The organism is Providencia rettgeri, assembly GCF_041075285.1.
In the GTDB taxonomy this organism is placed as follows: domain Bacteria; phylum Pseudomonadota; class Gammaproteobacteria; order Enterobacterales; family Enterobacteriaceae; genus Providencia; species Providencia rettgeri_G.
In genome coordinates, this window is record NZ_CP163512.1 from 1,657,236 (window position 1) to 1,679,632 (window position 22,397).

The window sequence follows — 22,397 nt, forward strand, 5'->3', positions numbered from 1 at the left end:
AGTTTATTATTTAAATAGTCGTTGCTGTAGTGCGCTAGTTTATATTAACTGGCGCACTACTAATTACTATTATAAGTAAGTTAAAGAAAAGTTAGTTAATCCGGTATAACTACCTGCAACAATTTCTTGACCATCTAATCTAACTACTTGCGCTGAGAATAGTAATGAGTTATCGCCTGAACGCAGAGTATAGTTTTCAGAGGCGGTTCCGATTTTCACTTGTTTAGAAGACGAGTCAGTTATTTTGACTGCTAAACCTTTAGCTTCCCCTGTTACACCGAGGAAACCATTTGTTCCACCGACAGAAACACCATCAAAACGTATATTAGCTTTTGTATTTGCTACATTACCTTCATCATCTGCTTCAAAAACACATCCAATAAGGTTAATTTTAAAGTCTTTTTGTTTTCCCCAACCAACAGTTCTTAATTGAGCATCCGATATTTGCCCCAAATCGACGTGCTGGTTATCACCATCTTCCCCCGGAGCTAAACCACAAGGTGCTTTGATGACTGAACCTTTGAAGGTAATTTCACCAGAACCTTGTGAACCTGGCGGTACTGCTGCTAAGGAGTACCCGGAAAGAGTTGTTGATGCTAAAGCTGCTAATACAAGTAAACGAAGTTTCATATTAATTCCTTGATTAAGTATGGGCTATAGGTGTGAAAATTATCAACTTCCTAATATGAATTAGGCAGGAACACACTTAAGTTCACATATATAAATATATTAATTTAAGTATATTCCAATGTTATTTTTTAATTCTGAAATTGTTAGTTTCATTTTTATTAACATTCGACACCTAATAGATGTAAGTATCCCTATAATTTAGGATGTCCCATGCGAAAATTTATATTTTTTTATTTTAGTAAATTAATTTATTTTTATAAGATTTTTTCTTTTTAATTTTATATCCGTAAGTTCATCTGAGTAATGAACCATAACTGAAAAAAAATTAGAAAAATTTCCTCTAAAATATTTAACATAAAATCAATGGAGGCAATTTTCAATATTAATACCCGTTTAACCTGGGTCATAATGAGATATTTGTTGTTGGCTAACTTTTATTATCCTCCCTAAATTATATTCTGTTAGCGACTGATTTACTCTAGCTTCTTCAAGAAATAATATCTTGCCGTAACATCCTTTTATTTTTCATAATAAAAGCCAATGATAGATATTTTCCCCACTTGTTTAAATAGGGTAGAATTTATTAAATTTAAATTAAGATAATATATAATTGAATACTGATAAACTCTTTACTGGGTCGTAATATAGAATTGGGCGACTTTCGAGTAAATATGTTTTTGGCAATCAATAATAGTAACTTCAATAGATTATATCTATTAAATAAAATTATTGTTTAATTTATTCTTTTTTTTTTATTTATTAACCCATAAATATCAATAAATTAATCATATAACTCATACCTTAAGTACCCCTTAAATGGATGAAAAAGTGTTATTTTTAATAATAATATTGACAATTAATTAACTATACTTTCATTTTGTTACAACTTTAATTTGGTTTTTAGGTCTGAATCCCAGATGATTCTTTATTAAGTGTTGAAGTCACAAAAATTATTTCTATTGGTGGTGGTAGAAAATCTTCATTTTGGACACAGCTAAAATCTAATTTTGCTAATCAACCGATAGAAATACCAGAGAATGAGGAAGCTTCAAGTTTGGGAGCTGCCATAATCGCAGCTGTTGATGAGGGTTATTTTGCCTCTTTTTGAAGACGCTATCTCACAATGTGTGAAGATAAAGGCACGATATTTGCCAGAAAACAGCGCTGAATCTGCGGCGACTTATCAGGTTTTTGATGCGTTATACAGCGCATTGCAACCTGTATATCAACTCGATAGTCATTTAAGAAAATCAGTAAGTTAAATATCTCAATGCCTAGTCATATACCTCGGTATATGACTAGGGTTAACGAATGAAGCCAACAACGCGACAGGGCAAAATAGGCTGCTTATTTAATGCTCTAAATAGTTTGTGATGTCGCTAGGCGGCAAGTGAGTTAATCCCTAGGAGCATACATCAGTATGTGACTAGGGTTAACGAATGAAGCCAACAACGCGACAGTGCAAAATAGGCTGCTTATTTAATGCGCTAAATAGTTTGTGATGTCGCTGGGCGGCAAGTGAGTTAATCCCTAGGAGCATACATCAGTATGTGACTAGGGTTAACGAACGAAGCCAGCAACACGACAGGGCAAAATAGGCTGCTTATTTAATGCGCTAAATAGTTTGTGATGTCGCTGGGCGGCAAGTGAGTTAATCCCTAGGAGCATACATCAGTATGTGACTAGGGTTAACGAATGAAGCCAACAACGCGACAGGGCAAAATAGGCTGCTTACTTAATGCGCTAAATAGTTTGTGATGTCGCTGGGCGGCAAGTGAGTTAATCCCTAGGAGCATACATCAGTATGTGATTAGGGTTAACGAATGAAGCCAACAACACGACAGGGCAAAATAGGCTGCTTATTTAATGCGCTAAATAGTTTGTGATGTCGCTAGGCGGCAAGTGAGTTAATCCCTAGGAGCATACATCAGTATGTGACTAGGGTTAACGAATGAAGCCAACAACACGACAGGGCAAAATAGGCTGCTTATTTAATGCGCTAAATAGTTTGTGATGTCGCTAGGCGGCAAGTGAGTTAATCCCTAGGAGCATACATCAGTATGTGACTAGGGTTAACGAATGAAGCCAACAACACGACAGGGCAAAATAGGCTGCTTATTTAATGCTCTAAATAGTTTGTGATGTCGCTAGGCGGCAAGTGAGTTAATCCCTAGGAGCATACATCAGTATGTGACTAGGGTTAACGAATGAAGCCAACAACGCGACAGTGCAAAATAGGCTGCTTATTTAATGCTCTAAATAGTTTGTGATGTCGCTAGGCGGCAAGTGAGTTAATCCCTAGGAGCATACATCAGTATGTGACTAGGGTTAACGAATGAAGCCAACAACGCGACAGTGCAAAATATGACGAGCATTACGACATCTTAATTAACACCATACCAAGCAACAATAACACAATCCCCCCCCACCCCTTATAATTCAGGCGTTGGTTGAACAGTATCCACCCTGCTGCCACTGTCGCGATGATACCAAAAGCCCCCCAAAGCGCATAAGCAATAGATAACTCGATACCTTTTACCGCTTGCGCTAAAGAGCTAAATGCCCCGAGTACTGCCATTAACGAAAGGATCCCAAGCCAATATCGTTTAAAACCGTTCGACATTTTTAACAAAATATTGGCGATGATTTCCAGCACAACTGCTAGGATCAAAAACGCAGCATGCCACCATTCAAAATGACTGGCCATATTACGCCTCCGATTTAGCTTCGCGTCCAACTAAAGCACTTGATTTGGCTGCGTTGACCGCATGTTGAGTTGCTTGTTTCACTTTTTGAGCCGATTGACGCACTGTCGCTTTTTTGGTGCCTGACTTAATCAGACCAATACCTGTGATCAGTAATACTAATCCACCTATTTTCATCGGCGATAATGTTTCATCAAACCACATCACACTGAAAGTGGTAATGAATAGAATACCGATACCTTCCCATAGTGCGTAGGCTACACCTAATGCGACTTTTTTTACTGCAACGGCGAGAAGAATGTAAGATGTGGCTATCATGACGTACATCACCACCATACCCGTGAAATCACCACTGACACTGGCGTGTTTCATTGATAAGGTGCCAATTACTTCAGTTACGATAGCTAATATTAAAAATATCCAGTAAATCATTATAATATCCCTCTACATACATCTGCGTAATCGCCTATTTTTTACACAAGATAAGTGAACAAAAAGCGCTAACGCAGTTGTTGAAAATTCAAATAAAAACAATACGATGCTGAATTTATTCAGCGAAATGAATAATCGAGAGAGACGCTATAATGCACCACACCAGTAGTGTTCACTGGAAAGGATAGCTGAAAGGAAAAGCCTGTGTGTCGTTCTTTTTTGGGACTTGCTGATCTTGCCGCTAGTTGAGCTAAGCATGATATCTTATTCTTTTCATCAGGCAGACATCCGCCCAATTTACTCCGAACCCTCATGTTGATAGTTGATTACAGGGTATATTTAGCATGCCTTTTTTATTAAGTCAATGAATACAAACATCTTTTATATTGCATAAAAACATGCATATTTATTCATTAATATGCTAACCAACCCTAAAACCACCAAGCCTCAAGCGAATAATCAACCGTAATTTCGCCATTTCCTTTTTAGTATTTTTCAATAAAAAAAATTATTTTTACCCTTTTTTTACCTATACCAACTCAACGCGTGCGCTGTTTGATCTTTCACATTGACAAGCCAGATGAACAAGCTTCTTATAGTAGCCATATGATTGATTTTTCCCAAAGAGAGAGACATGAACACCTTTAGCCTAACCTCCAATAGCTTTCAAAATGCCGCAGATGCAACGCCACTCCCCTATGATGTCGTATCCATTCAATCCCAAGTAATTTACGGTAGCGTAGGAAACAGTATTGCTGTCCCAGCACTCACTAAGCAAGGCTTACGAGTCGCCGCAATTCCTACTGTGGTATTAAGTAATACCCCTCATTATCCAACATGTTATGGGGGGGAATTACCCGGCGAATGGTTCCGTGGCTATTTAAACGGCTTTGTTGAGCGTGGCAGCTTAGATTCCGTTAGGTCTATTTTAACGGGTTATTTGGGATCACCAGATAAAGCTCGCGATCTTGCTGATTGGCTTACAAAAGTGCGTGAACGGTTTCCTACACTCCCCGTTATTGTTGACCCTGTGATGGGGGATGAAGATAGCGGTTTTTACATTCCACCGGAAATTGCGGATGTCTATCGTGACAAAGTGATCCCATTGGCAACCGGAATTATTCCAAACAAATTTGAGTTGATAACTTTAAGTGGGCAACAAGTTAATAATCTAAATGAAGCGATTACCGCCGCTCGCCGCTTATTAAACGGCCATACGCAATGGGTGATTATTACCAGTGCTTTCCAGCCTGATGACGATAATATTGAAGTCGTATGCGTAACGAAAGACGATGTCGCGGTGATCCGGCATAAACGTTACCCTGTCACGCCAAAAGGAACCGGTGATTTATTTGGGGCAGAACTCACAGCACAACTGCTTGCAGGCTTATCCGTGCCTGACGCCGCTAAAATGGCGTGTTTACGTATCGAGCAAGGGATTATTCATATGGCCGCAACTGGTCGCAGCGAATTAGTCATTTAACCTATCTCAAAGTTTCATACAAAAGCCAAACATTGCGTTTGGCTTTTATACAATGAGCTAATTATCGGTTATTGTTATTATTCAAATTCGTTCCATGAACGACCATCACGGGCAATCATTGCTACAGAGGCAATTGGTCCCCATGTGCCTGCTTGGTATGGTTTTGGTGCATCATTATCCATCGCCCATGCGTCCATGATCGAATCAACAAATTTCCATGCTTCCTCAACTTCATCACGACGCACGAATAACGCTTGAATACCGCGCATAGCCTCAAGCAACAAACGCTCATAGGCATCAGCCAAATGAGTTTGGTTAAAGGTTTCAGAGAAACTTAAATCCAGTTTAGTGGTTTGTAAGCGGTGTTTATGATCAAGCCCTGGTGCCTTGTTCATAATTTCGATATCAATCCCTTCATCTGGCTGTAAACGGATGGTCAATTTGTTTTGTGGTAAATCTTGGTAGCTTTCTGAGAAAATATTCAGAGCCGGCTTTTTAAAATACACCACCACTTCAGAACATTTCGCCGGCAAGCGTTTACCCGTACGTAAATAGAAAGGTACACCAGCCCAGCGCCAATCGTCGATATCCACGCGCAGTGCAACAAATGACTCAGTCATACTTTGCTTGTTCGCCCCCTCTTCTTCGAGGTAGCCAGGCACTTTTTTACCTTGAACAAAACCTGATGTATATTGCCCCCGCACTGCTTTTTCGCGCACATTAGTATGGTCAATACGACGTAACGAACGCAGCACTTTTACTTTTTCGTCACGAATACGGTCAGTGGTTAAATCTGCCGGTGGTGACATCGCGATCATCGTCAGGATTTGCAGTAAGTGGTTTTGAACCATATCGCGCATTTGACCTGCTTGATCGAAATATCCCCAGCGACCTTCAATTCCAACCTCTTCAGCAACAGTAATCTGCACGTGGTCAATTGTTCGATTATCCCAGTTATTAATAAATAACGAGTTTGCAAAACGCAGGGCTAACAGGTTTAAAACCGTCTCTTTACCCAGATAGTGGTCAATACGATAAACTTGGCTTTCATCAAAATATTTAGCCACTTCATTATTGATCTCTTGGGATGATGCCAAATCGGTGCCTAAAGGTTTTTCCATCACGACACGGTTTGGTTTTTTGTTTAATTTTGCATGACCAAGACCTTGGCACATTGCGCCAAACGTGCTTGGTGGCATGGCAAAATAATGGATAGCAGGTTGCGAGTCTTGTTTTAGCATATCCGCTAAACGAACAAAACTTTCGGTTTCATTGACGTCTAAATTACAGAAATCCAAACGGGCACTGAGTTTTTCCCACAATGCTGAATCGAGTTCTTCTTTTAAGAATTTATTTAACGCTTCTTTAACAAATTCGACATAATCAGCTTGCGTCCAGTCTGCACGACCTACACCGATAATTCGGGTATCAGGATGGATGTAACCTGCTTTTTCTAATTGATATAAAGAAGGAAGCAATTTACGACGCGCAAGGTCACCCTTGGTGCCGAAAATGATTAAGTCACAAGCTTGAGCAGCATTATGTACCGCCATATTGGTTCTCCTCAATTTGCGGAATCTACGACCTAACTAGGGTAGGTCCTATTGTAATTTTGTTAAAATTAGCCCTAATTCCGCTAATGTACCCTGTTGCTAGTGCTCAGTAAATCTCCATGACACTGATCACAGTTTTTATGCTGAAAAAAGCAGCATATCATTGTTCTTTGTTACCGTTATATACTTTATGCTATCCCTGCAATAAAACCTACTCGAAAACTGAAAGGAGCCAGCTTTAGTAATTAAATGACAAAAAAAGTCGCCAACTTACTGAGATGAAAATTAGATACGCTTCAAAGTTTCACAAAAAAGCTGCCATTTATCATCTGCATTCAGATAGCCTACTTATCATACTTAGTATATTTTCACTCTATATGAATGCCACACGACAAAAAGCTTATAACGAAACATAACATAGCGTGATGGTAGAAAAATTTCTCCTTTTGATGAAATAGGCGCTTTTGCGATATGAATATTTTAGAACAAATGAAGACCAGCCTCGATTTTTTAAGTAAATCGGAGAAAAAAGTGGCTGAAGTGATTTTAGGGATGCCACAGAGCGCCATTCATCTGAGTATCGCAGCCTTAGCCCAATTAGCGGATGTGAGTGAACCGACGGTTAACCGGTTTTGCCGCAAAATGGATACCAAAGGCTTTCCTGATTTCAAACTGCGCCTTGCCCAAAACCTCGCCAATGGTACACCCTATGTAAATCGTCATATCGACGAAACAGATTCTGTAAACACTTATACACACAAAATTTTTGAGTCTGCAATGGCGGGTCTTGATCATGTGAAACACACGCTAGACATCAGTGTCATTAACCGTGCTGTTGACTTGCTTACCCAAGCACGAAAGATCAGTTTCTTTGGGTTTGGTGCGTCGGCCGCTGTGGCTCATGATGCGATGAATAAGTTCTTCCGCTTTAATATTCCTGTCATGTATTTTGATGATATTGTCATGCAACGCATGAGTTGCATGAATAGTACTGAAGGGGATGTGATTGTGTTAATTTCCCATACTGGAAGAACCAAAGCCCTTGTTGATATGGCGCAACTGGCTCGGCAAAATGATGCCACCGTTATTGCTATTACCTCAGAAAACTCCCCACTGGCGCAAGCCGTTTCCTTATCGATTATTATTGATGTCCCTGAAGATACTGACATGTATATGCCCATGGTCTCTCGTATGGCACAACTTGCTGTTATTGATGTGTTAACAACTGGGTTTACGTTAAGAAGAGGTGAAAAATTTAGGGATAACTTGAAGCGCGTCAAAGAAGCCTTACGCGATTCGCGGTTTGATAACATCTAAAGCTAAAACTGACAGGATAAAATGTCTTTCTATGCTTATTGGGCTTTAATAGTTTTACAGACCTGATAGCATTAAGAAATTCGCAGTATATAATAGCTGTGCTCGTGTCAGCATCCCTATTTGCAGTAAACAGGTTTCGAAATGGGGTGAAATGGTTTCACCCTTTTATCAACGCCATTACAGGTCAACGGAGTAATACATGTCTAGACGGCTTAGAAGAACTAAAATTGTTACAACCCTTGGTCCCGCTACCGATCGCGATAATAACCTTGAAAAAATTATTAATGCAGGGGCCAACGTTGTTCGCCTTAACTTCTCCCACGGAACTCCAGAAGACCATCAATTACGTGCTAATAAAGTACGTGAAATTGCCGCTCGTTTAGGTCGTCATGTGGCGATCCTCGGTGATTTACAAGGTCCCAAAATTCGTGTTTCTACGTTTAAAGACGGTAAAGTTTTCTTAAATATCGGCGATAAATTCATCCTTGATGCCAACTTAGGTAAAGGTGAAGGTGACCAACAAAAAGTCGGTATCGACTATAAAGGGTTACCTGCTGATGTCGTTCCTGGTGATATCCTGTTGTTAGACGATGGACGCGTTCAATTAAAAGTGCGTGAAGTCCAAGGTTTGCAAGTTTTTACTGAAGTCACTGTTGGCGGTCAGTTATCGAATAACAAAGGGATTAACAAGTTAGGCGGTGGTCTTTCCGCTGAAGCGTTAACCGACAAAGACAAAGAGGACATCAAAACTGCGGCGAAAATCAATGTCGACTATCTTGCAGTTTCCTTCCCGCGCTCCGGTGAAGATTTAGATTATGCACGTCGATTAGCGCGCGACGCCGGTTGTGAGTGCCAAATCGTCGCAAAAGTTGAGCGTGCTGAAGCCGTAGCAAACGACCAAGTGATGGATGAGGTTATTCTTGCCTCTGACGTCGTCATGGTAGCTCGTGGTGACTTAGGTGTTGAAATTGGTGATCCTGAACTCGTTGCTGTCCAGAAAAAATTGATCCGCCGTTCACGTCAATTAAACCGTGTGGTTATCACTGCAACCCAAATGATGGAATCAATGATAACTAACCCAATGCCGACTCGTGCAGAAGTGATGGATGTAGCAAACGCGGTGTTAGATGGGACTGATGCTGTAATGTTATCCGCAGAAACAGCCGCAGGCCAATACCCAGCAGAAACGGTTGCTGCAATGGCACAAGTCTGTTTTGGCGCAGAAAAAATGCCAGGGTTAAACGTGTCTAAGCACCGTTTAGATGCTGAGTTTAGCAGCCCCGAAGAAGCGATTGCGATGTCAACCATGTACGCCGCCAACCATCTAAAAGGCGTTAAAGCGATTATCGCGATGACAGAGTCAGGTCGTACCGCCCGTATGATGTCCCGCATCAGCTCTGGCTTACCTATTTTTGCTATGTCTCGCCACGAAAAAACATTGAATCAATGTTCACTGTATCGTGGTGTTACCCCTGTTTTCTGTAGCACGCACACAGATGGCATTCAAGCGGCAGCTGAAGCTGTCGCACGCTTACGTGATAACGGCTATTTAATGAGTGGTGATATTGTCCTTGTGACCCAAGGTGACCTGATGGGCACAGTGGGCAGTACTAACACCTGCCGTATTTTAGAAGTCGAATAACCTCTCCCTCCCCCCGTTCAATCCGCGGGGGGATCTCACCCTTTCGTTAGTTTCATATTTCCCCCTTAGGTCACATTGAAATCATACTATTTTGCTGTTTTTCGATATATTAAAGCTTATACAACGATGCATTGATCGGTATCATCTGCTTCTTCCTTAATTTTCGCTGTAATGACAACAATTTTTACTATTAAAACAATAAAGGAAACATGGCAATGCATCGTCGGTCTTCATTAGCGTTACTTATTTTTTCACCTTTTTCGATGGCATCTTTAGGTAACGTGTCTAACGTGTCTGATGTCATCGTAGTTAATTCTACTATGCCAAACCAACAAGCAATGACCTCCTCATCAATATCTATCAATAAGGAAATGATGGAGTCACAAGGTAGCTTAAACTTAGCGGATGTTTTGCAAAATACCCCTGGCATTCAGCTACGTTATGGTGGTCAAGGTGTTCCACAATTAGATATTCGTGGATATAAATCACGCCATATCACATTCTTAATTAATGGTGTCCCGCAAAATAATGCGTGGAACAGTCAGTTTGACCCTCAGTTGATCCCAATAGAACAAATTGAACGAGTTGATATTGTCAAGGGTGGAGCTGGTTCCTTGTTGTATGGCGCAGGCGGTTTTGGCGGTGTGATCAATGTGATTACCCATGGGCAATACATCCCCAAAACTAGAGGATCGTTAGGTGCAGGTAATGGTGAACATTATAATTTAAGTGGAAGTACCTCAGGTGTAACAGAGAGCTTTGGATATAGAGCTAGTTACGTTTTAGATAGCCGTAATGGTTTCCCTATGTCTAGCCACTTTGAGCCCACCAGCCAACAAGGAAAAGGATTAAGAGAAAATAGTGATAATAAAAGCCATTCAATATCTACATCGTTAAGTTGGCAAGCGACTGAACTCACTCAGCTTGGGCTTAATATCAATTACCATCGTGACACTTGGGGTGTCCCAGATAAATTAAATCGTGGCGGTAACGGCAGTGGAAATGGCAGTGGAAACGGCAGTGGAAACGGCAGTGGAAACGGCAGTGGAAACGGCAGTGGAAACGGCAGTGGAAACGGCAGTGGAAACGGCAGTGGAAACGGTAATGGAAACGGTAATGGAAACGGCAATAGCGGTGGGAAAAACACTGGAAGTAAAGTGGTAAGTAAAACCCCAACCGCAACCAATAATACTGCTAAACAAAGTGATAAATATCAGCGTGTTCACCCTTCTGAACATTATGATATTCAAACCACATTTGATACACAATTAACCGATACCAACACATTACGTGGTTATACGTGGTACTCACGAGAAGCCCGAGATACCCATTATAAACATAACAGGTTTTCTGAAGATCAACATACTGTTAGCCAAAGTTATGGTGGTAATTTGCAGTGGGTGTATTCACAAGAAAGTCATACTGTTACCAATGGAGTACGTATTTTTCAAGACAGTTGGCGCTGTAATGGCGAATGCGGTACAGAAAACCAACGCCGTACAATTGATCAGCAAGAATGGGTTATGGAATATCAATATCAGCCCGTAAACACGAGTGGGATAGCCGTTGGCGGTGGCCTATATCATAATAACCCTGCTAAAAGTGTTGATTATGCAGGGCAAATTTCGGCTTTTTGGTATCCAACTGAAAACACACGATTATACAGCTCAGCATCACATCGTGTCCGTTATCCTGATCTGCGACAATTATACGAAACGGAGTTTGGCTATTCATCCTTAAAACCTGAGACCGCCAATTACTATGAAATTGGTCTAGAACAGCTGATCTTAACCGATTTGCAATTTCACTTAAGTTTATATTCCAGTGATATCTATGACTATATAGAGAAAGCGACCACCCCATCGGGTGAACGTTACGAAAACTTTGACCACTACCGCTTTCAAGGGATGGAAACGGAGGTGAGCTATTTCATCACTGAAGGTATTGATTTGAACTTTGGCTATTCTTGGTTAAAAGCGCAAAATAAAGGGAATGATAACTCAAAATCTGCATTGCAAGGCCGTCCCAAACACAGTGCTTTCATAGGATTAAATGCGGATTTACCACTCAATATGCATGCCTCTGTCCAAGCCCAATCATTTTGGGATAGCGTACAATACCAAGGCAAAACACAAACTCCCGTCAAGTTAGATAACTACCAATTAGTGGATTTCAGCTTATCCGGTATTTCACCGTGGAAACCTGTAACTTGGCAAATTACGGTCAAAAATCTCTTTGATAAAGATTACGAACAAGCTCTGTACTTCCCACGACCAGGCAGAGAATGGTTTTTCCAAGTCAAAACTGAATTTTAATGGAAATGCTCATGTTAAGAAAAATTCAATACCCCCTATTGTTGCTGTTTTTGTTCCTATTTCTATCGCCATTAAACAGCATTGCTCAAGCAGTAAATAATAAAACAGTTCGTGTCGCAGTGATCGGTGGAATGGTTTACGCTGATTTATGGCGTGAAATAGCGCAGCGTTTTGAAAACGAAACGGGTTACCATGTTGAAGTCGTGGTGTCCGGTGAACGGCCTGAACTTAAAGAAGCGATGGTGCTTGGTCAGGTTGATTTACTCACTATGCACTCAGGTGATATTACGACCGATTTAGTTGCTGATGGTCATGGGATCAACATGCGCCCATGGACGCGTAACGATCTGGTTATTTGGGGACCAAGTTCCGATCCAGCTGGGATCAGAGGCATGAAAGATGGTGCTGCAGCTTTAGCCAAAATAGCCCATACTCAATCAGCATGGATAGACTTTCAAGGTATCGGCCCGCGTGAAATGGCACACAATTTGTGGCGCAAAGCAGGTATTAAACCTGTTGGTGATTGGGTGTTAAAAGATGATTTACGTGGTGGACGTGATTTACTACAACAAGTAGCTGATCGTAATGCGTACATTATTACCGGACGCATGCCTGTCTATGTTGGAAAATGGCAGGCTACCGATAAAATGGCCATTCTTGTCGACCAAGACCCATTAATGCGTAGACCGTATATTGTCATGGAAACCAATCCAATACGTCACCCTAATGTGAATTACCATGGGGCAAAAGCCCTTGCAGATTTTTTATTAAGTGAAAAAATTCAAACTTTTTTAGCACACTATGATGGTGTTGTGAAAGATGGCAGACCGCTATTCTACCCTGTGTGGCCTTATGATGTGGCAAATAACTAAATGAGATATAAAGGCAGCTATCATTTGCTGCCTTTATCACACCCACACACTGACTTTCGTTGCCATTTTGCGTAAACATCACTGTTTAGCCCGAAAAACCACCACCTTAACGTAATGGTCTCAATTGCAACTTATATATCGAATTATCGATACAGATCCTTACGTTGGTAAGGCTCTATCTCCCCTTCTTTGCGGGTTTTCAATAACTTTAAAATCCATGTGTATTGCTCTAGGTTTGGTGAGACGAGGTATTCAAGCTCTTCATTCATCCTACGAGCAATATATTCGTCATCTTTTCCATCAATATCATCCATTGGCTGACGAATATAAATGTGTAACTGGTGTGTTTTATGATCATATACAGGAAATAGTGGCACAATTTTGGCTTTGCATACTTTCATCAAACGCCCAATCGCTGGGAGCGTTGCTTTGTAAGTTGCAAAGAAATCGACAAACTCACTGTGTTCCTCACCATGATCTTGGTCTGGAAGATAAAACCCCCAATAGCCTTGCCTAACTGACGCGATAAACGGCTTAATTCCCGCTTCCCTAGAGTGCAAACGCCCGCCAAAATGGTAGCGAGCTTTATTCCACAAATAATCTGCAACCGGGTTCTTCTGATGGTGGAACATCGCCGCCATTTGCTGACCTTTGGCAGCTAACAGCATGGCAGGGGCATCCACAGCCCACCCATGTGGTACCATAAAAATGACATTTTCTTGCTGTTCTGCTAAGCGCTGAATAATTTCTTCATTATGCCAATGTGTACGCGATAACGTTTTATTTGCTCCTCGTAAGCACAACTCCGCCAACATGACAAAAGATTGTGGTGCTGTTTCAAACATTCGGTCAACTAAATCTTCTCTTTGTTCCTCGGTATATTCAGGGAAACAATAAAGTAAGTTAATTTTCGCACGGCGACGAGCGCTTTTTGCTATTCGACCAACCCATTTTCCTATCTTTGCCAACATGGGATCGCGAACTTTAACGGGCACATAGGCAAGCCCTGCAAATACAGCCGCACCCAACCAAACACCCCAATATTTTGGCAATAGATATGAACGATGAAATGTCGGCACATAGCCTTTTTTATTATCTGTATCTCTATCTTTATTCATACTGCACTCAAGTGAATAATGACTAATTTTCTATAGCTTAGCATAATGATTAATGAAAGCATTTCAAAAAAAATGGCAGATACAAGTACCTGCCACTGATGAAAAAAGAAAAAAATTATTGCAACTTCAGTTGAGGTTTAGTTTCTTTGACTAGCGCTAAGTATTCTTTACGCTCTTTCCCTGTTAACCCACCTGAACTTGGTAATTTCGCTGTCAACGGGTTGACGGCTTGCTGATTGACCCACATTTCAAAATGCAAGTGCGGCCCAGTAGAACGCCCTGTATTCCCCGATAATGCAATGCGGTCACCACGCTTAACTTTCTGACCCGGCTTAACCAATAATTGGCGTAAATGCATATATCGAGTCGTATATTGGCGACCATGACGAATGGCGATAAAATTCCCTGCCGCACCACTGTATTTCGCCACAATGACTTCACCGTCACCGACAGCTAAAACAGGGGTGCCAACTGGCATCGCAAAATCAACACCTTTATGTGGTGCAACACGTCCCGTCACCGGGTTGACACGACGCGGATTAAATTGGGAGGAGACTCTAAATTGTTTAGCAGTAGGAAAACGTAAGAAACCGCGCTCTAAACCATTACCTTCACTGTCATAATAGCGGCCATCTTCTGCACGAAACGCATAATAACTTTTACCATTAGTTTGTAGACGGACCCCAATAAGCTGGCTTTGCTCACTTCGTCCATTAAGCATCTCACGACTCATCAATACACTAAACTTATCGCCTTTTTTCAATTTACGAAAATCAACCTGCCATTGTAAGGCTTTAATCACTTCACGACCTTCGCTACGCGTTAAGCCCGCTTTGCTGGTACTTTGAGCAAAAGAACCATCAACGGTGCCTTTTAAAACACTGTTGGTCCATTCGCCCGTACGAATTTGCTTAACCTCTTCGAATTTATTTGTTGTGCCTACACGGTTAAATACCCGAGTTTCACGGCGATTGACTTCCCAAGTTAACGATTCTAACTCGCCATGCTCAGTCAATGACCAATTTAGCGTTTGGCCAATTTTTAAGTTTCTTAATGACTTATGTTGATTAGAGAGTGTCGCAACATCCCCAGCGTCAATACCAAACTGAGTTAAAATCGACGTTAAATTATCACCACTTGCTACAACGTATTCATGGGCTAACGGTGTTGTTTCTCCACCTGCATCATCCGCTTCGGCTTCGGTATCAGCAACACCTTCATCAGGTAGTTGGTCACTACTGTCTTGAATAATATCGTCAGTTGCATCCGTTGGGGTTAATAACGCGAGGGGGATGATGGTATCAGGCATACCATCATTTTCAGACGTGGTTGGAACATGGACTGGCCGCCAAATTGCGACGGCCACGGTAGCAACTGTCAGTGTACTTAACACGATTCTGTGAGTTCTAGACAGGCTACCATATACCTGAGCCAGACCTTTGGCCATTTGCTGCACTTAAACAATTCCTTCTATTTTTAATTCAGGCAGCTGGCGTATTGTTCCGACAATTGAGTCAAAAACTGCATGTAGCTATCTGGTCCAAGAGCCAGCCCAATTCCGAGTGGGTCGAGAGTCCCCATTTTGACTCCCGTATTTCGCGCTACACTTTCAATCACAGCAGGCCTGAATTGTGGCTCAGCAAAAACACATTGTGCTTTATGCTCAACCAGTTGTGTTCGTATTTGATGTAATTTCTGCGCACCAGGCTGTATTTCTGGGTTTATCGTAAAATGCCCCAAAGGAGCGAGTTGATAGTGTTTTTCAAAGTAGCCGTAAGCGTCGTGAAAAACAAAATAGCCCTTGTTTCTAGCTGGCTGTAAAATATTAGCAATTTTTTGATCATTTTGCGTCATATTTTCTCTGAATTTACGAAGGTTTACGTCTAGCTTATCTTTTTGGTCAGGATAAAGCTCTACTAAACGATCATGAATGTCCTGTGCAGCGAAATTTGCAATTTCTGGGGATAACCAGATGTGCATATTATACTCACCATGATGATGATGTTCGTGATCCCCGTCATGATTAGCTTCATCAGCATGTTCGTGGTCATCTTCATCTTCGTGAGACTCTGCCATAAGCAATGCTTTGATGTTTGCCTGCTCAGCGAGCGCCAGACGTTTATTCTGAGGTAACGTATTGATAGGCTTCTGTAAAAACATTTCTAAATCAGGTCCAACCCACACAAATAAATCTGCTTGTTTAATTTTTTTCAAATCAGAGGGCTTTAATGCATAATCATGGGGTGAAGCGCCATCTGGCAGTAAAACTTGTGTGTCTGTCACACCATCAGCAATACCCGAGGCAATAAACGCCAATGGGCGAATTGATGTTACCACATCTGCACTTGATGTAGATACCAATGTTGCACTTAAAACGGAGGTTGCCAGTGCCCCGAAAAGAAATTTGCGGGCAATGTATTTTGATTTATGTATCATAGCGGTCTTTTTCCGTGATTTTAATTTTGAAATGTTATAATATAACACAACATGTTTTCTGCAAGATGTTTTTCATATGCAACCATTACTCGCTTTAAATAAAATCGCTGTTTCATTTGGTGATAAACAAGTCCTCAAAGATGTCTCCTTTGAACTTAATAAAGGCGATATTGTGACGCTTTTGGGCCCAAATGGCGCAGGAAAATCAACCATAGTTCGGGTTGTTCTGGGGCTCCTTACTCCAACGTCTGGCTCAATTTATCGTGACTCGTCCCTTGCCATTGGTTATGTCCCGCAAAAACTGCATTTAGACACTACCCTCCCCTTGACCGTAAAGCGTTTTATGTTACTCAAGTTGGGTGTTCGGCAAGAACATTTATTACCCGCTCTTGAGCGGGTCAATGCAACCCATCTTCTAGAGCAGCCGATGCAAAAGCTTTCCGGCGGTGAAACTCAACGTGTCTTACTTGCTCGCGCGTTACTCAATAAGCCTGACCTTCTTGTTCTTGATGAGCCTGCCCAAGGCGTTGATATTACTGGGCAAGTTGCTTTGTATGATTTAATTAACCAATTAAGAACCGAGCTTGGTTGTGCCGTACTTATGGTTTCCCACGACTTACATTTAGTCATGGCAAAAACCGATAAGGTACTGTGTATTAATGGCCATATCTGTTGCTCTGGGGCACCTGATGTGGTCTCCAACCACCCAGAATTTGTGGCGATGTTTGGCCACCGAGGTGCAGAGCAGCTCGGAGTATATCGCCACCAACATAACCACCAACATGATTTAGAAGGTAATGTGATTACTGCCCACCAACACAGCAAGGACTGCAAACATGATTGAGTTATTGTTGCCGGGTTGGATAGCCGGTATGTTACTGGCCATCGCCGCGGGACCACTCGGTTCTTTCGTTGTTTGGCGTCGTATGTCCTATTTTGGCGATACCTTAGCCCATGCCTCTTTATTAGGGGTTGCCTTTGGCTTGTTGCTGAATATTAACCCTTTTTATGCTGTTATTGCCGTTACCCTTTTACTGGCTCTAATTTTAGTTTGGCTAGAAAAACGCCCTCAACTGGCTGTTGATACCTTACTGGGGATTATGGCTCACAGCGCATTATCACTAGGATTAGTGGTCGTAAGTTTAATGGCAAACGTCCGCGTTGACCTTATGGCTTATTTGTTTGGTGATCTGCTTTCCGTTAGTTATGAAGATATTATCACAATCTTTATTGGTGTCGTTGTCGTTTGCGGGTTACTTTTTTATCGTTGGCGAGCGCTTTTATCCATTACCGTTAGTCCTGAGCTTGCCTTTGTGGATGGCATTAATATTCAACGATTACGTTTATTATTAATGTTAGTGACAGCACTAACCATTGGTATTGCCATGAAGTTTGTTGGTGCATTAATTATTACGTCACTACTGATTATTCCGGCAGCGACTGCGCGTCGTTTTGCACGTACCCCTGAACAGATGGCATTTGTTGCAATATTAATTGGTATGATTTCTGTTACTGGCGGCTTGGCTTTCTCCGCGTTTTATGACACGCCTGCTGGCCCTTCGGTTGTATTAGTTTCTGCTATTCTATTTGTGCTTAGCTTAACGGTTAAAGCAAAGAATTAATAATTGTAACGTTAACTGGTAAGTTTATTTCACGCCGTTGTTGATTTTAAGCAGCGGCGTTTTTTATTTAATGATTTAATCGCGAATGGACTTTACCCTACTCAGATTTGAGCTGATACCCAGTGATGTAAAAGCAAAACATATCTTACCCCTATACCCCAATAGGTATTACGATTAAAACAGTAGATTAATCAATCATGAGTTGCTTGCTATTACACGGCAATGTTTCTCTTTCACACTGCTGGTTTTTAATGCAAACAAAGGCAATAAAACACCCCGAAAATTGATAAATGCGTTAATAAAACTGATTGACGCTTATTTGAATAAAATATGATGCTTAGACGCTGCCTTACAGGTTCGATTAAAGCGCGTTTCACTCTTTTGCTTGGACTAAATTAAGTTGTATTTCAGCAATCGAGCCTGCTCGTTTAATTCTACTCCTCGCAGCGAGAGGATACAGATATAATGGCTAAGCTTTGGCTTAATAGCACCGAACCCTTCACTTTTTATAGTACGGGTTAACGGCTAGATCTCTTTGGGCGTTAACCCAAAATGATGATACGCATGCGCCGTTGCCATTCGCCCTCTCGGCGTTCGCTGGATAAAACCTTGTTGGATTAAGTAAGGCTCTAAAACATCTTCGATTGTTTCACGCTCCTCACCTATTGCGGCGGCTAAATTATCCACACCAACAGGTCCTCCCATAAATTTATCAATAATTGCCACAAGTAACTTGCGGTCTAAATAGTCAAACCCCGCCGCATCCACATTCAGCATATCCAGCGCTTGGCTTGCAATAAGCCCATTAATAGAGCCATCCCCCTTCACTTGGGCAAAATCGCGTACACGACGTAATAAGCGATTAGTAATACGTGGTGTGCCACGAGAGCGCATCGCGACTTGCATTGCGCCATCTTCCGTAATGTTGAGCCCCATATATTGGGCACTGCGTTTGACAATATGCTGTAAGTCCGCCACTTGATAAAACTCGAGCCGCTGCACGATCCCAAAGCGGTCACGCAGTGGTGAAGTAAGGGATCCTGCCCGCGTTGTTGCCCCAATTAAGGTAAATGGAGGGAGGTCAATTTTGATTGAACGCGCAGCCGGTCCTTCACCAATCATGATATCCAATTGGTAATCTTCCATTGCGGGATAAAGAATTTCTTCAACAACAGGTGAAAGACGGTGGATCTCATCAATAAAGAGCACATCATGAGGCTCTAAATTGGTTAGCATTGCAGCTAAATCCCCCGCTTTCTCCAGCACTGGACCAGAAGTTGTCCGCAAATTTACGCCTAATTCGTTGGCGACAATCCCTGCTAATGTTGTTTTACCGAGCCCTGGCGGACCAAAAATCAGCAGATGGTCGAGAGCGTCACCACGCATTTTTGCTGCTTGGATAAAAATCTCCATTTGATCTTTAACCTGTGGCTGCCCAATATATTCGCTCAGCAGTTTCGGTCTGATCGCGCGATCAATGGCTTCTTCATCCGACTGTAAAACTTCAGCGGTAATTAGGCGGTCTGCTTCAATCATCTGTATGACCTCTTAATCAGAGTGCTGCACGTAGGGCATCACGGATCAATGTTTCAGAATCACTACCCGGCTTCGCCACTTTGCTCACCATACGGCTGGCTTCTTGTGGTTTGTAACCTAGTGCAATTAATGCTGCGGCTGCTTCAGCTTCGATATCAGCAGTGCTTGGCAGTTTGCTATTTACATCAGGTAAATTGATATCACTAGTTTGATTAAATAAATCGCCATTCAACCCTTTGAAACGGTCTTTCATTTCAACGACTAAACGTTCTGCTGTCTTTTTACCGATCCCCGGTAACTTAACCAATGATGCGATAGCTTCTTGTTCAATCGCGGAAACAAATTGTTGTGCAGACATACCCGATAAGATTGCTAATGCAAGCTTTGGCCCTACACCGTTAACTTTGATTAATTCCTTAAATAGCGCTCTTTCTTGCTTATCATTAAAACCATAGAGTAATTGAGCGTCCTCGCGAACGACAAAGTGAGTAAAAACAATTGCTTCTTGGCCAATATCAGGTAGTTCATAGAAACAAGTCATCGGCATATGAACTTCATAACCTACCCCTTGAAGTTCTAACAGAACTATTGGAGGTTGCTTTTCTAATACGATACCACGTAAACGACCAATCACATTAAATTCCTCTATAATGACTTAAACCGAAACCTGTTCAGCCAAATGTTATTAATAGTGTTGTTTATACCACAAAAAAGGCTGGATGCATATCCAGTTACAAGCTATTTGTTACCACATCATTCGCTTTCAGACAGACTTCTACCTTAAGCGTCCTCGGGTTACGACCAATCGCGGATCACCTACTTTTAATAGGTTTTGATTAAAATGACAATGAGTAATCGCTATTGCCAACGCATCCGCAGCATCTGATTGTGGATTGGCTGACAATTTAAGTATTGACTTAACCATATGTTGTACTTGGCTTTTTTCAGCTGCACCAGTGCCAACAACCGTTTGTTTCACTTGGCGAGCCGCATATTCAAACACGGGAATATTTAGGTTTGCCGCAGCCACTATTGCGACACCACGCGCTTGACCTAACTTAAGTGCTGAATCTGGGTTTTTTGCCATAAAAACTTGTTCTATTGAAAGAACATCCGGCTGGTATTGGGTGATAATTTCCGAGATCCCCGCATAAATTCGTTGCAGGCGGCTTGGTAAATCATCAACTTGTGTACGAATACAGCCACTGCCCAGATACAGTAATTGCCTGCCTTGTTGGCGAATAACGCCGTAGCCGGTGACTCGAGAACCGGGGTCAATGCCTAAGATAATTGCCATAAAGAATCGATTTGTGCCTCTTAATATTTATTGCTATTTATTCATTATTTTACTTAGCAGCATAATACTCTCTATTTCAATTAAATAGCTATTTGATTCTTAATGTTAATCATAGACTAGAAAAAGTATAGAAAATGGAAAGAAAAACAAAGGCGTTAGAGAAAACAGGCTGCGCCAGCCGGCTTTCTCTACGCGGAGGGATTATATTACTGATGTAATATAATGCGCACTAATTACAGTGTCGCTGCGACCTCGTCAGAAATATCACCATTATGGTAAACTTCTTGCACGTCGTCAGAATCTTCCAACATATCAATCAAGCGTAACAATTTTGGTGCTGTTTCAGCATCCAATTCTGCTTTGGTTGATGGGATCATGGAAACTTCAGCCGCTTCACTGGTAAAACCAGCAGCATCCAGTGCATCTTTAACATCACCGAACGTTTCAGGTGTAGTATACACATCGATTGCGCCATCATCGTATGTTTCAACGTCATCAGCACCCGCTTCTAATGCCGCTTCCATCAGAGCATCTTCATCTACACCCGGTGCATAAGTGATCACACCACGCTTAGTAAACAGATAGGCAACTGAGCCATCCGTCCCTAAGTTACCACCTGTTTTAGTGAAAGCATGGCGAACTTCAGATACAGTACGGTTACGGTTATCGCTTAAGCATTCAACCATAACGGCTGTACCGCCAGGACCATAACCTTCATAAATGATGGTTTCCATATTGTCATTTTCATCATTACCCACACCACGTGCAATTGCACGGTTTAAGGTGTCACGAGTCATGTTGTTAGATAACGCTTTATCTACCGCTGCACGTAAACGTGGGTTTGTTGCGGGATCACCACCACCTAAACGAGCTGCCGTGACTAATTCGCGGATAATTTTAGTAAAAATCTTACCGCGCTTAGCATCTTGGGCTGCTTTACGATGTTTGGTATTGGCCCATTTACTATGACCTGCCATGAAATATCTCCAAAAACGTCAATACAATAATTAATTAGCAAATTCTAAAATAGCCTGACTGTTACTCCATGATTTTGTGAGTTTTGCCGCTTCAATTGGGCTTAACCAACAAAATTCTGTATGTTCAGTCAGTAATGGCATTTTTTCTTCATCAAGCACCATTTTAAACCAATGCTCTTTACAATGAGTGACATCAGGTGCATAACGATGCCTGAAATGCGGGAAGATTTCAAAGATGATACTGTGTGACAAGTCTTGCACACCATTTTGCTCGGCATCAAAACCAGTCTCCTCTTTGATTTCACGACACGCAGTTTCATACGGTTTTTCGTTAGATTCCAGACTTCCGGTTACTGACTGCCAAAAGTCTGGATCATCTTTACGTCGTAGCATTAGCACCCGACCACTTGTTTTAGCCACGATAATGACTAGTACCGATTCGGGGCGCTTAAATGCCGTCAT

The 22,397-nt window shown here is 41.7% G+C and carries 20 protein-coding genes; 8 read left to right on the forward strand and 12 right to left on the reverse strand.

Annotation, left to right across the window (positions count from 1 at the left end; translation table 11 throughout):
• Positions 1 to 69: 69 nt before the first annotated feature.
• Entirely contained in the window at positions 70 to 630 is a 561-nt protein-coding gene (locus tag AB6N04_RS07505) for a fimbrial protein (RefSeq protein WP_369311263.1), read from the reverse strand.
• A 910-nt stretch (positions 631 to 1,540) separates the two neighbouring features.
• Here AB6N04_RS07505 and AB6N04_RS07510 point away from each other — a divergent pair.
• Positions 1,541 to 1,738 carry an FGGY-family carbohydrate kinase gene (locus AB6N04_RS07510; RefSeq protein ID WP_369312037.1) on the forward strand — a complete coding sequence of 66 codons (198 nt, stop codon included), beginning with the start codon at positions 1,541 to 1,543 and terminating at the stop codon, positions 1,736 to 1,738.
• A 1,266-nt stretch (positions 1,739 to 3,004) separates the two neighbouring features.
• Here AB6N04_RS07510 and mdtI read toward each other — a convergent pair.
• Together mdtI and mdtJ are read right to left on the reverse strand one after the other, a co-directional pair.
• Positions 3,005 to 3,337 (reverse strand): multidrug/spermidine efflux SMR transporter subunit MdtI, encoded by a 333-nt coding sequence (gene mdtI, locus AB6N04_RS07515; RefSeq protein ID WP_369311264.1) that lies wholly within the window; start codon positions 3,335 to 3,337, stop codon positions 3,005 to 3,007.
• 1 nt (position 3,338) lies between these two features.
• Positions 3,339 to 3,767, reverse strand: coding sequence for a multidrug/spermidine efflux SMR transporter subunit MdtJ (gene mdtJ, locus AB6N04_RS07520; protein WP_369311265.1), 429 nt, complete (start codon positions 3,765 to 3,767; stop codon positions 3,339 to 3,341).
• A gap of 634 nt (positions 3,768 to 4,401) precedes the next feature.
• Here mdtJ and pdxK point away from each other — a divergent pair.
• Positions 4,402 to 5,250 (forward strand): pyridoxine/pyridoxal/pyridoxamine kinase, encoded by an 849-nt coding sequence (gene pdxK / locus AB6N04_RS07525; RefSeq protein WP_369311266.1) that lies wholly within the window; start codon positions 4,402 to 4,404, stop codon positions 5,248 to 5,250.
• Positions 5,251 to 5,327: 77 nt separating this feature from the next.
• On the opposite strand, the gene zwf is transcribed toward pdxK, so the two are convergent.
• Complete coding sequence (gene zwf / locus AB6N04_RS07530) at positions 5,328 to 6,803, reverse strand: glucose-6-phosphate dehydrogenase (protein ID WP_369311267.1); 1,476 nt, start codon at positions 6,801 to 6,803, stop codon at positions 5,328 to 5,330.
• 471 nt (positions 6,804 to 7,274) lie between these two features.
• Here zwf and AB6N04_RS07535 point away from each other — a divergent pair, with 471 nt between their 5' ends.
• The 4 genes from AB6N04_RS07535 to AB6N04_RS07550 all read left to right on the forward strand — a co-directional run bounded on the left by AB6N04_RS07535 (position 7,275) and on the right by AB6N04_RS07550 (position 12,949).
• Entirely contained in the window at positions 7,275 to 8,120 is an 846-nt protein-coding gene (locus tag AB6N04_RS07535) for a MurR/RpiR family transcriptional regulator (RefSeq protein WP_369311268.1), read from the forward strand.
• 199 nt (positions 8,121 to 8,319) lie between these two features.
• Positions 8,320 to 9,762, forward strand: a complete 1,443-nt coding sequence (gene pyk / locus AB6N04_RS07540) for a pyruvate kinase (protein WP_369311269.1) — start codon at positions 8,320 to 8,322, stop codon at positions 9,760 to 9,762.
• Between the two features lie 215 nt (positions 9,763 to 9,977).
• Positions 9,978 to 12,077 carry a TonB-dependent receptor gene (locus AB6N04_RS07545; protein WP_369311270.1) on the forward strand — a complete coding sequence of 700 codons (2,100 nt, stop codon included), beginning with the start codon at positions 9,978 to 9,980 and terminating at the stop codon, positions 12,075 to 12,077.
• A gap of 11 nt (positions 12,078 to 12,088) precedes the next feature.
• Positions 12,089 to 12,949: a substrate-binding domain-containing protein gene (locus tag AB6N04_RS07550; RefSeq protein WP_369311271.1), complete on the forward strand. Its 861-nt coding sequence runs from the start codon at positions 12,089 to 12,091 to the stop codon at positions 12,947 to 12,949.
• A 143-nt stretch (positions 12,950 to 13,092) separates the two neighbouring features.
• Here the strand turns inward: AB6N04_RS07550 and lpxM are convergent, their stop codons facing one another.
• The 3 genes from lpxM to znuA form a co-directional block, all read right to left on the reverse strand.
• A complete protein-coding gene (lpxM, locus tag AB6N04_RS07555) occupies positions 13,093 to 14,067 on the reverse strand; it encodes a lauroyl-Kdo(2)-lipid IV(A) myristoyltransferase (RefSeq protein ID WP_369311272.1) in 975 nt (324 codons plus the stop codon).
• Between the two features lie 115 nt (positions 14,068 to 14,182).
• Positions 14,183 to 15,523 carry a murein DD-endopeptidase MepM gene (gene mepM / locus AB6N04_RS07560; protein WP_369311273.1) on the reverse strand — a complete coding sequence of 447 codons (1,341 nt, stop codon included), beginning with the start codon at positions 15,521 to 15,523 and terminating at the stop codon, positions 14,183 to 14,185.
• 20 nt (positions 15,524 to 15,543) lie between these two features.
• Positions 15,544 to 16,503 (reverse strand): zinc ABC transporter substrate-binding protein ZnuA, encoded by a 960-nt coding sequence (gene znuA, locus AB6N04_RS07565; protein WP_369311274.1) that lies wholly within the window; start codon positions 16,501 to 16,503, stop codon positions 15,544 to 15,546.
• 76 nt (positions 16,504 to 16,579) lie between these two features.
• Here znuA and znuC point away from each other — a divergent pair, with 76 nt between their 5' ends.
• Positions 16,580 to 17,347, forward strand: a complete 768-nt coding sequence (gene znuC, locus AB6N04_RS07570; RefSeq protein WP_369311275.1) for a zinc ABC transporter ATP-binding protein ZnuC — start codon at positions 16,580 to 16,582, stop codon at positions 17,345 to 17,347.
• Complete coding sequence (znuB, locus tag AB6N04_RS07575) at positions 17,340 to 18,125, forward strand: zinc ABC transporter permease subunit ZnuB (protein ID WP_369311276.1); 786 nt, start codon at positions 17,340 to 17,342, stop codon at positions 18,123 to 18,125. The genes znuC and znuB overlap by 8 nt, the downstream gene beginning before the upstream one ends.
• A 525-nt stretch (positions 18,126 to 18,650) precedes the next feature.
• On the opposite strand, the gene ruvB is transcribed toward znuB, so the two are convergent.
• The 5 genes from ruvB to nudB all read right to left on the reverse strand — a co-directional run bounded on the left by ruvB (position 18,651) and on the right by nudB (position 22,397).
• Positions 18,651 to 19,661, reverse strand: coding sequence for a Holliday junction branch migration DNA helicase RuvB (gene ruvB, locus AB6N04_RS07580; RefSeq protein WP_369311277.1), 1,011 nt, complete (start codon positions 19,659 to 19,661; stop codon positions 18,651 to 18,653).
• Between the two features lie 16 nt (positions 19,662 to 19,677).
• The gene (gene ruvA / locus AB6N04_RS07585) at positions 19,678 to 20,295 is read right to left on the reverse strand and encodes a Holliday junction branch migration protein RuvA (RefSeq protein ID WP_369311278.1); all 618 of its coding nucleotides are present in this window, start codon (positions 20,293 to 20,295) and stop codon (positions 19,678 to 19,680) included.
• Between the two features lie 141 nt (positions 20,296 to 20,436).
• On the reverse strand, positions 20,437 to 20,958 hold the full coding sequence (gene ruvC, locus AB6N04_RS07590; protein WP_369311279.1) for a crossover junction endodeoxyribonuclease RuvC: 522 nt from the start codon (positions 20,956 to 20,958) through the stop codon (positions 20,437 to 20,439).
• A 233-nt stretch (positions 20,959 to 21,191) separates the two neighbouring features.
• Positions 21,192 to 21,935, reverse strand: coding sequence for a YebC/PmpR family DNA-binding transcriptional regulator (locus AB6N04_RS07595; protein ID WP_369311280.1), 744 nt, complete (start codon positions 21,933 to 21,935; stop codon positions 21,192 to 21,194).
• Between the two features lie 30 nt (positions 21,936 to 21,965).
• The gene (gene nudB, locus AB6N04_RS07600) at positions 21,966 to 22,397 is read right to left on the reverse strand and encodes a dihydroneopterin triphosphate diphosphatase (RefSeq protein ID WP_369311281.1); all 432 of its coding nucleotides are present in this window, start codon (positions 22,395 to 22,397) and stop codon (positions 21,966 to 21,968) included.

What these genes read in the sequence shown, in the direction of transcription:
- pyk (WP_369311269.1), top strand. Translation starts at nt 8,320, where the DNA reads ATGTCTAGACGGCTTAGAAGAACTAAAATTGTTACAACCCTTGGTCCC.
- ruvC (WP_369311279.1), bottom strand. Translation starts at nt 20,958, where the DNA reads ATGGCAATTATCTTAGGCATTGACCCCGGTTCTCGAGTCACCGGCTAC.
- AB6N04_RS07535 (WP_369311268.1), top strand. Translation starts at nt 7,275, where the DNA reads ATGAATATTTTAGAACAAATGAAGACCAGCCTCGATTTTTTAAGTAAA.
- nudB (WP_369311281.1), bottom strand. Translation starts at nt 22,397, where the DNA reads ATGACGGCATTTAAGCGCCCCGAATCGGTACTAGTCATTATCGTGGCT.
- lpxM (WP_369311272.1), bottom strand. Translation starts at nt 14,067, where the DNA reads ATGAATAAAGATAGAGATACAGATAATAAAAAAGGCTATGTGCCGACA.
- ruvB (WP_369311277.1), bottom strand. Translation starts at nt 19,661, where the DNA reads ATGATTGAAGCAGACCGCCTAATTACCGCTGAAGTTTTACAGTCGGAT.
- AB6N04_RS07595 (WP_369311280.1), bottom strand. Translation starts at nt 21,935, where the DNA reads ATGGCAGGTCATAGTAAATGGGCCAATACCAAACATCGTAAAGCAGCC.
- AB6N04_RS07550 (WP_369311271.1), top strand. Translation starts at nt 12,089, where the DNA reads ATGTTAAGAAAAATTCAATACCCCCTATTGTTGCTGTTTTTGTTCCTA.
- mdtJ (WP_369311265.1), bottom strand. Translation starts at nt 3,767, where the DNA reads ATGATTTACTGGATATTTTTAATATTAGCTATCGTAACTGAAGTAATT.
- znuB (WP_369311276.1), top strand. Translation starts at nt 17,340, where the DNA reads ATGATTGAGTTATTGTTGCCGGGTTGGATAGCCGGTATGTTACTGGCC.
- mdtI (WP_369311264.1), bottom strand. Translation starts at nt 3,337, where the DNA reads ATGGCCAGTCATTTTGAATGGTGGCATGCTGCGTTTTTGATCCTAGCA.
- AB6N04_RS07545 (WP_369311270.1), top strand. Translation starts at nt 9,978, where the DNA reads ATGCATCGTCGGTCTTCATTAGCGTTACTTATTTTTTCACCTTTTTCG.
- AB6N04_RS07505 (WP_369311263.1), bottom strand. Translation starts at nt 630, where the DNA reads ATGAAACTTCGTTTACTTGTATTAGCAGCTTTAGCATCAACAACTCTT.
- znuC (WP_369311275.1), top strand. Translation starts at nt 16,580, where the DNA reads ATGCAACCATTACTCGCTTTAAATAAAATCGCTGTTTCATTTGGTGAT.
- pdxK (WP_369311266.1), top strand. Translation starts at nt 4,402, where the DNA reads ATGAACACCTTTAGCCTAACCTCCAATAGCTTTCAAAATGCCGCAGAT.
- znuA (WP_369311274.1), bottom strand. Translation starts at nt 16,503, where the DNA reads ATGATACATAAATCAAAATACATTGCCCGCAAATTTCTTTTCGGGGCA.
- zwf (WP_369311267.1), bottom strand. Translation starts at nt 6,803, where the DNA reads ATGGCGGTACATAATGCTGCTCAAGCTTGTGACTTAATCATTTTCGGC.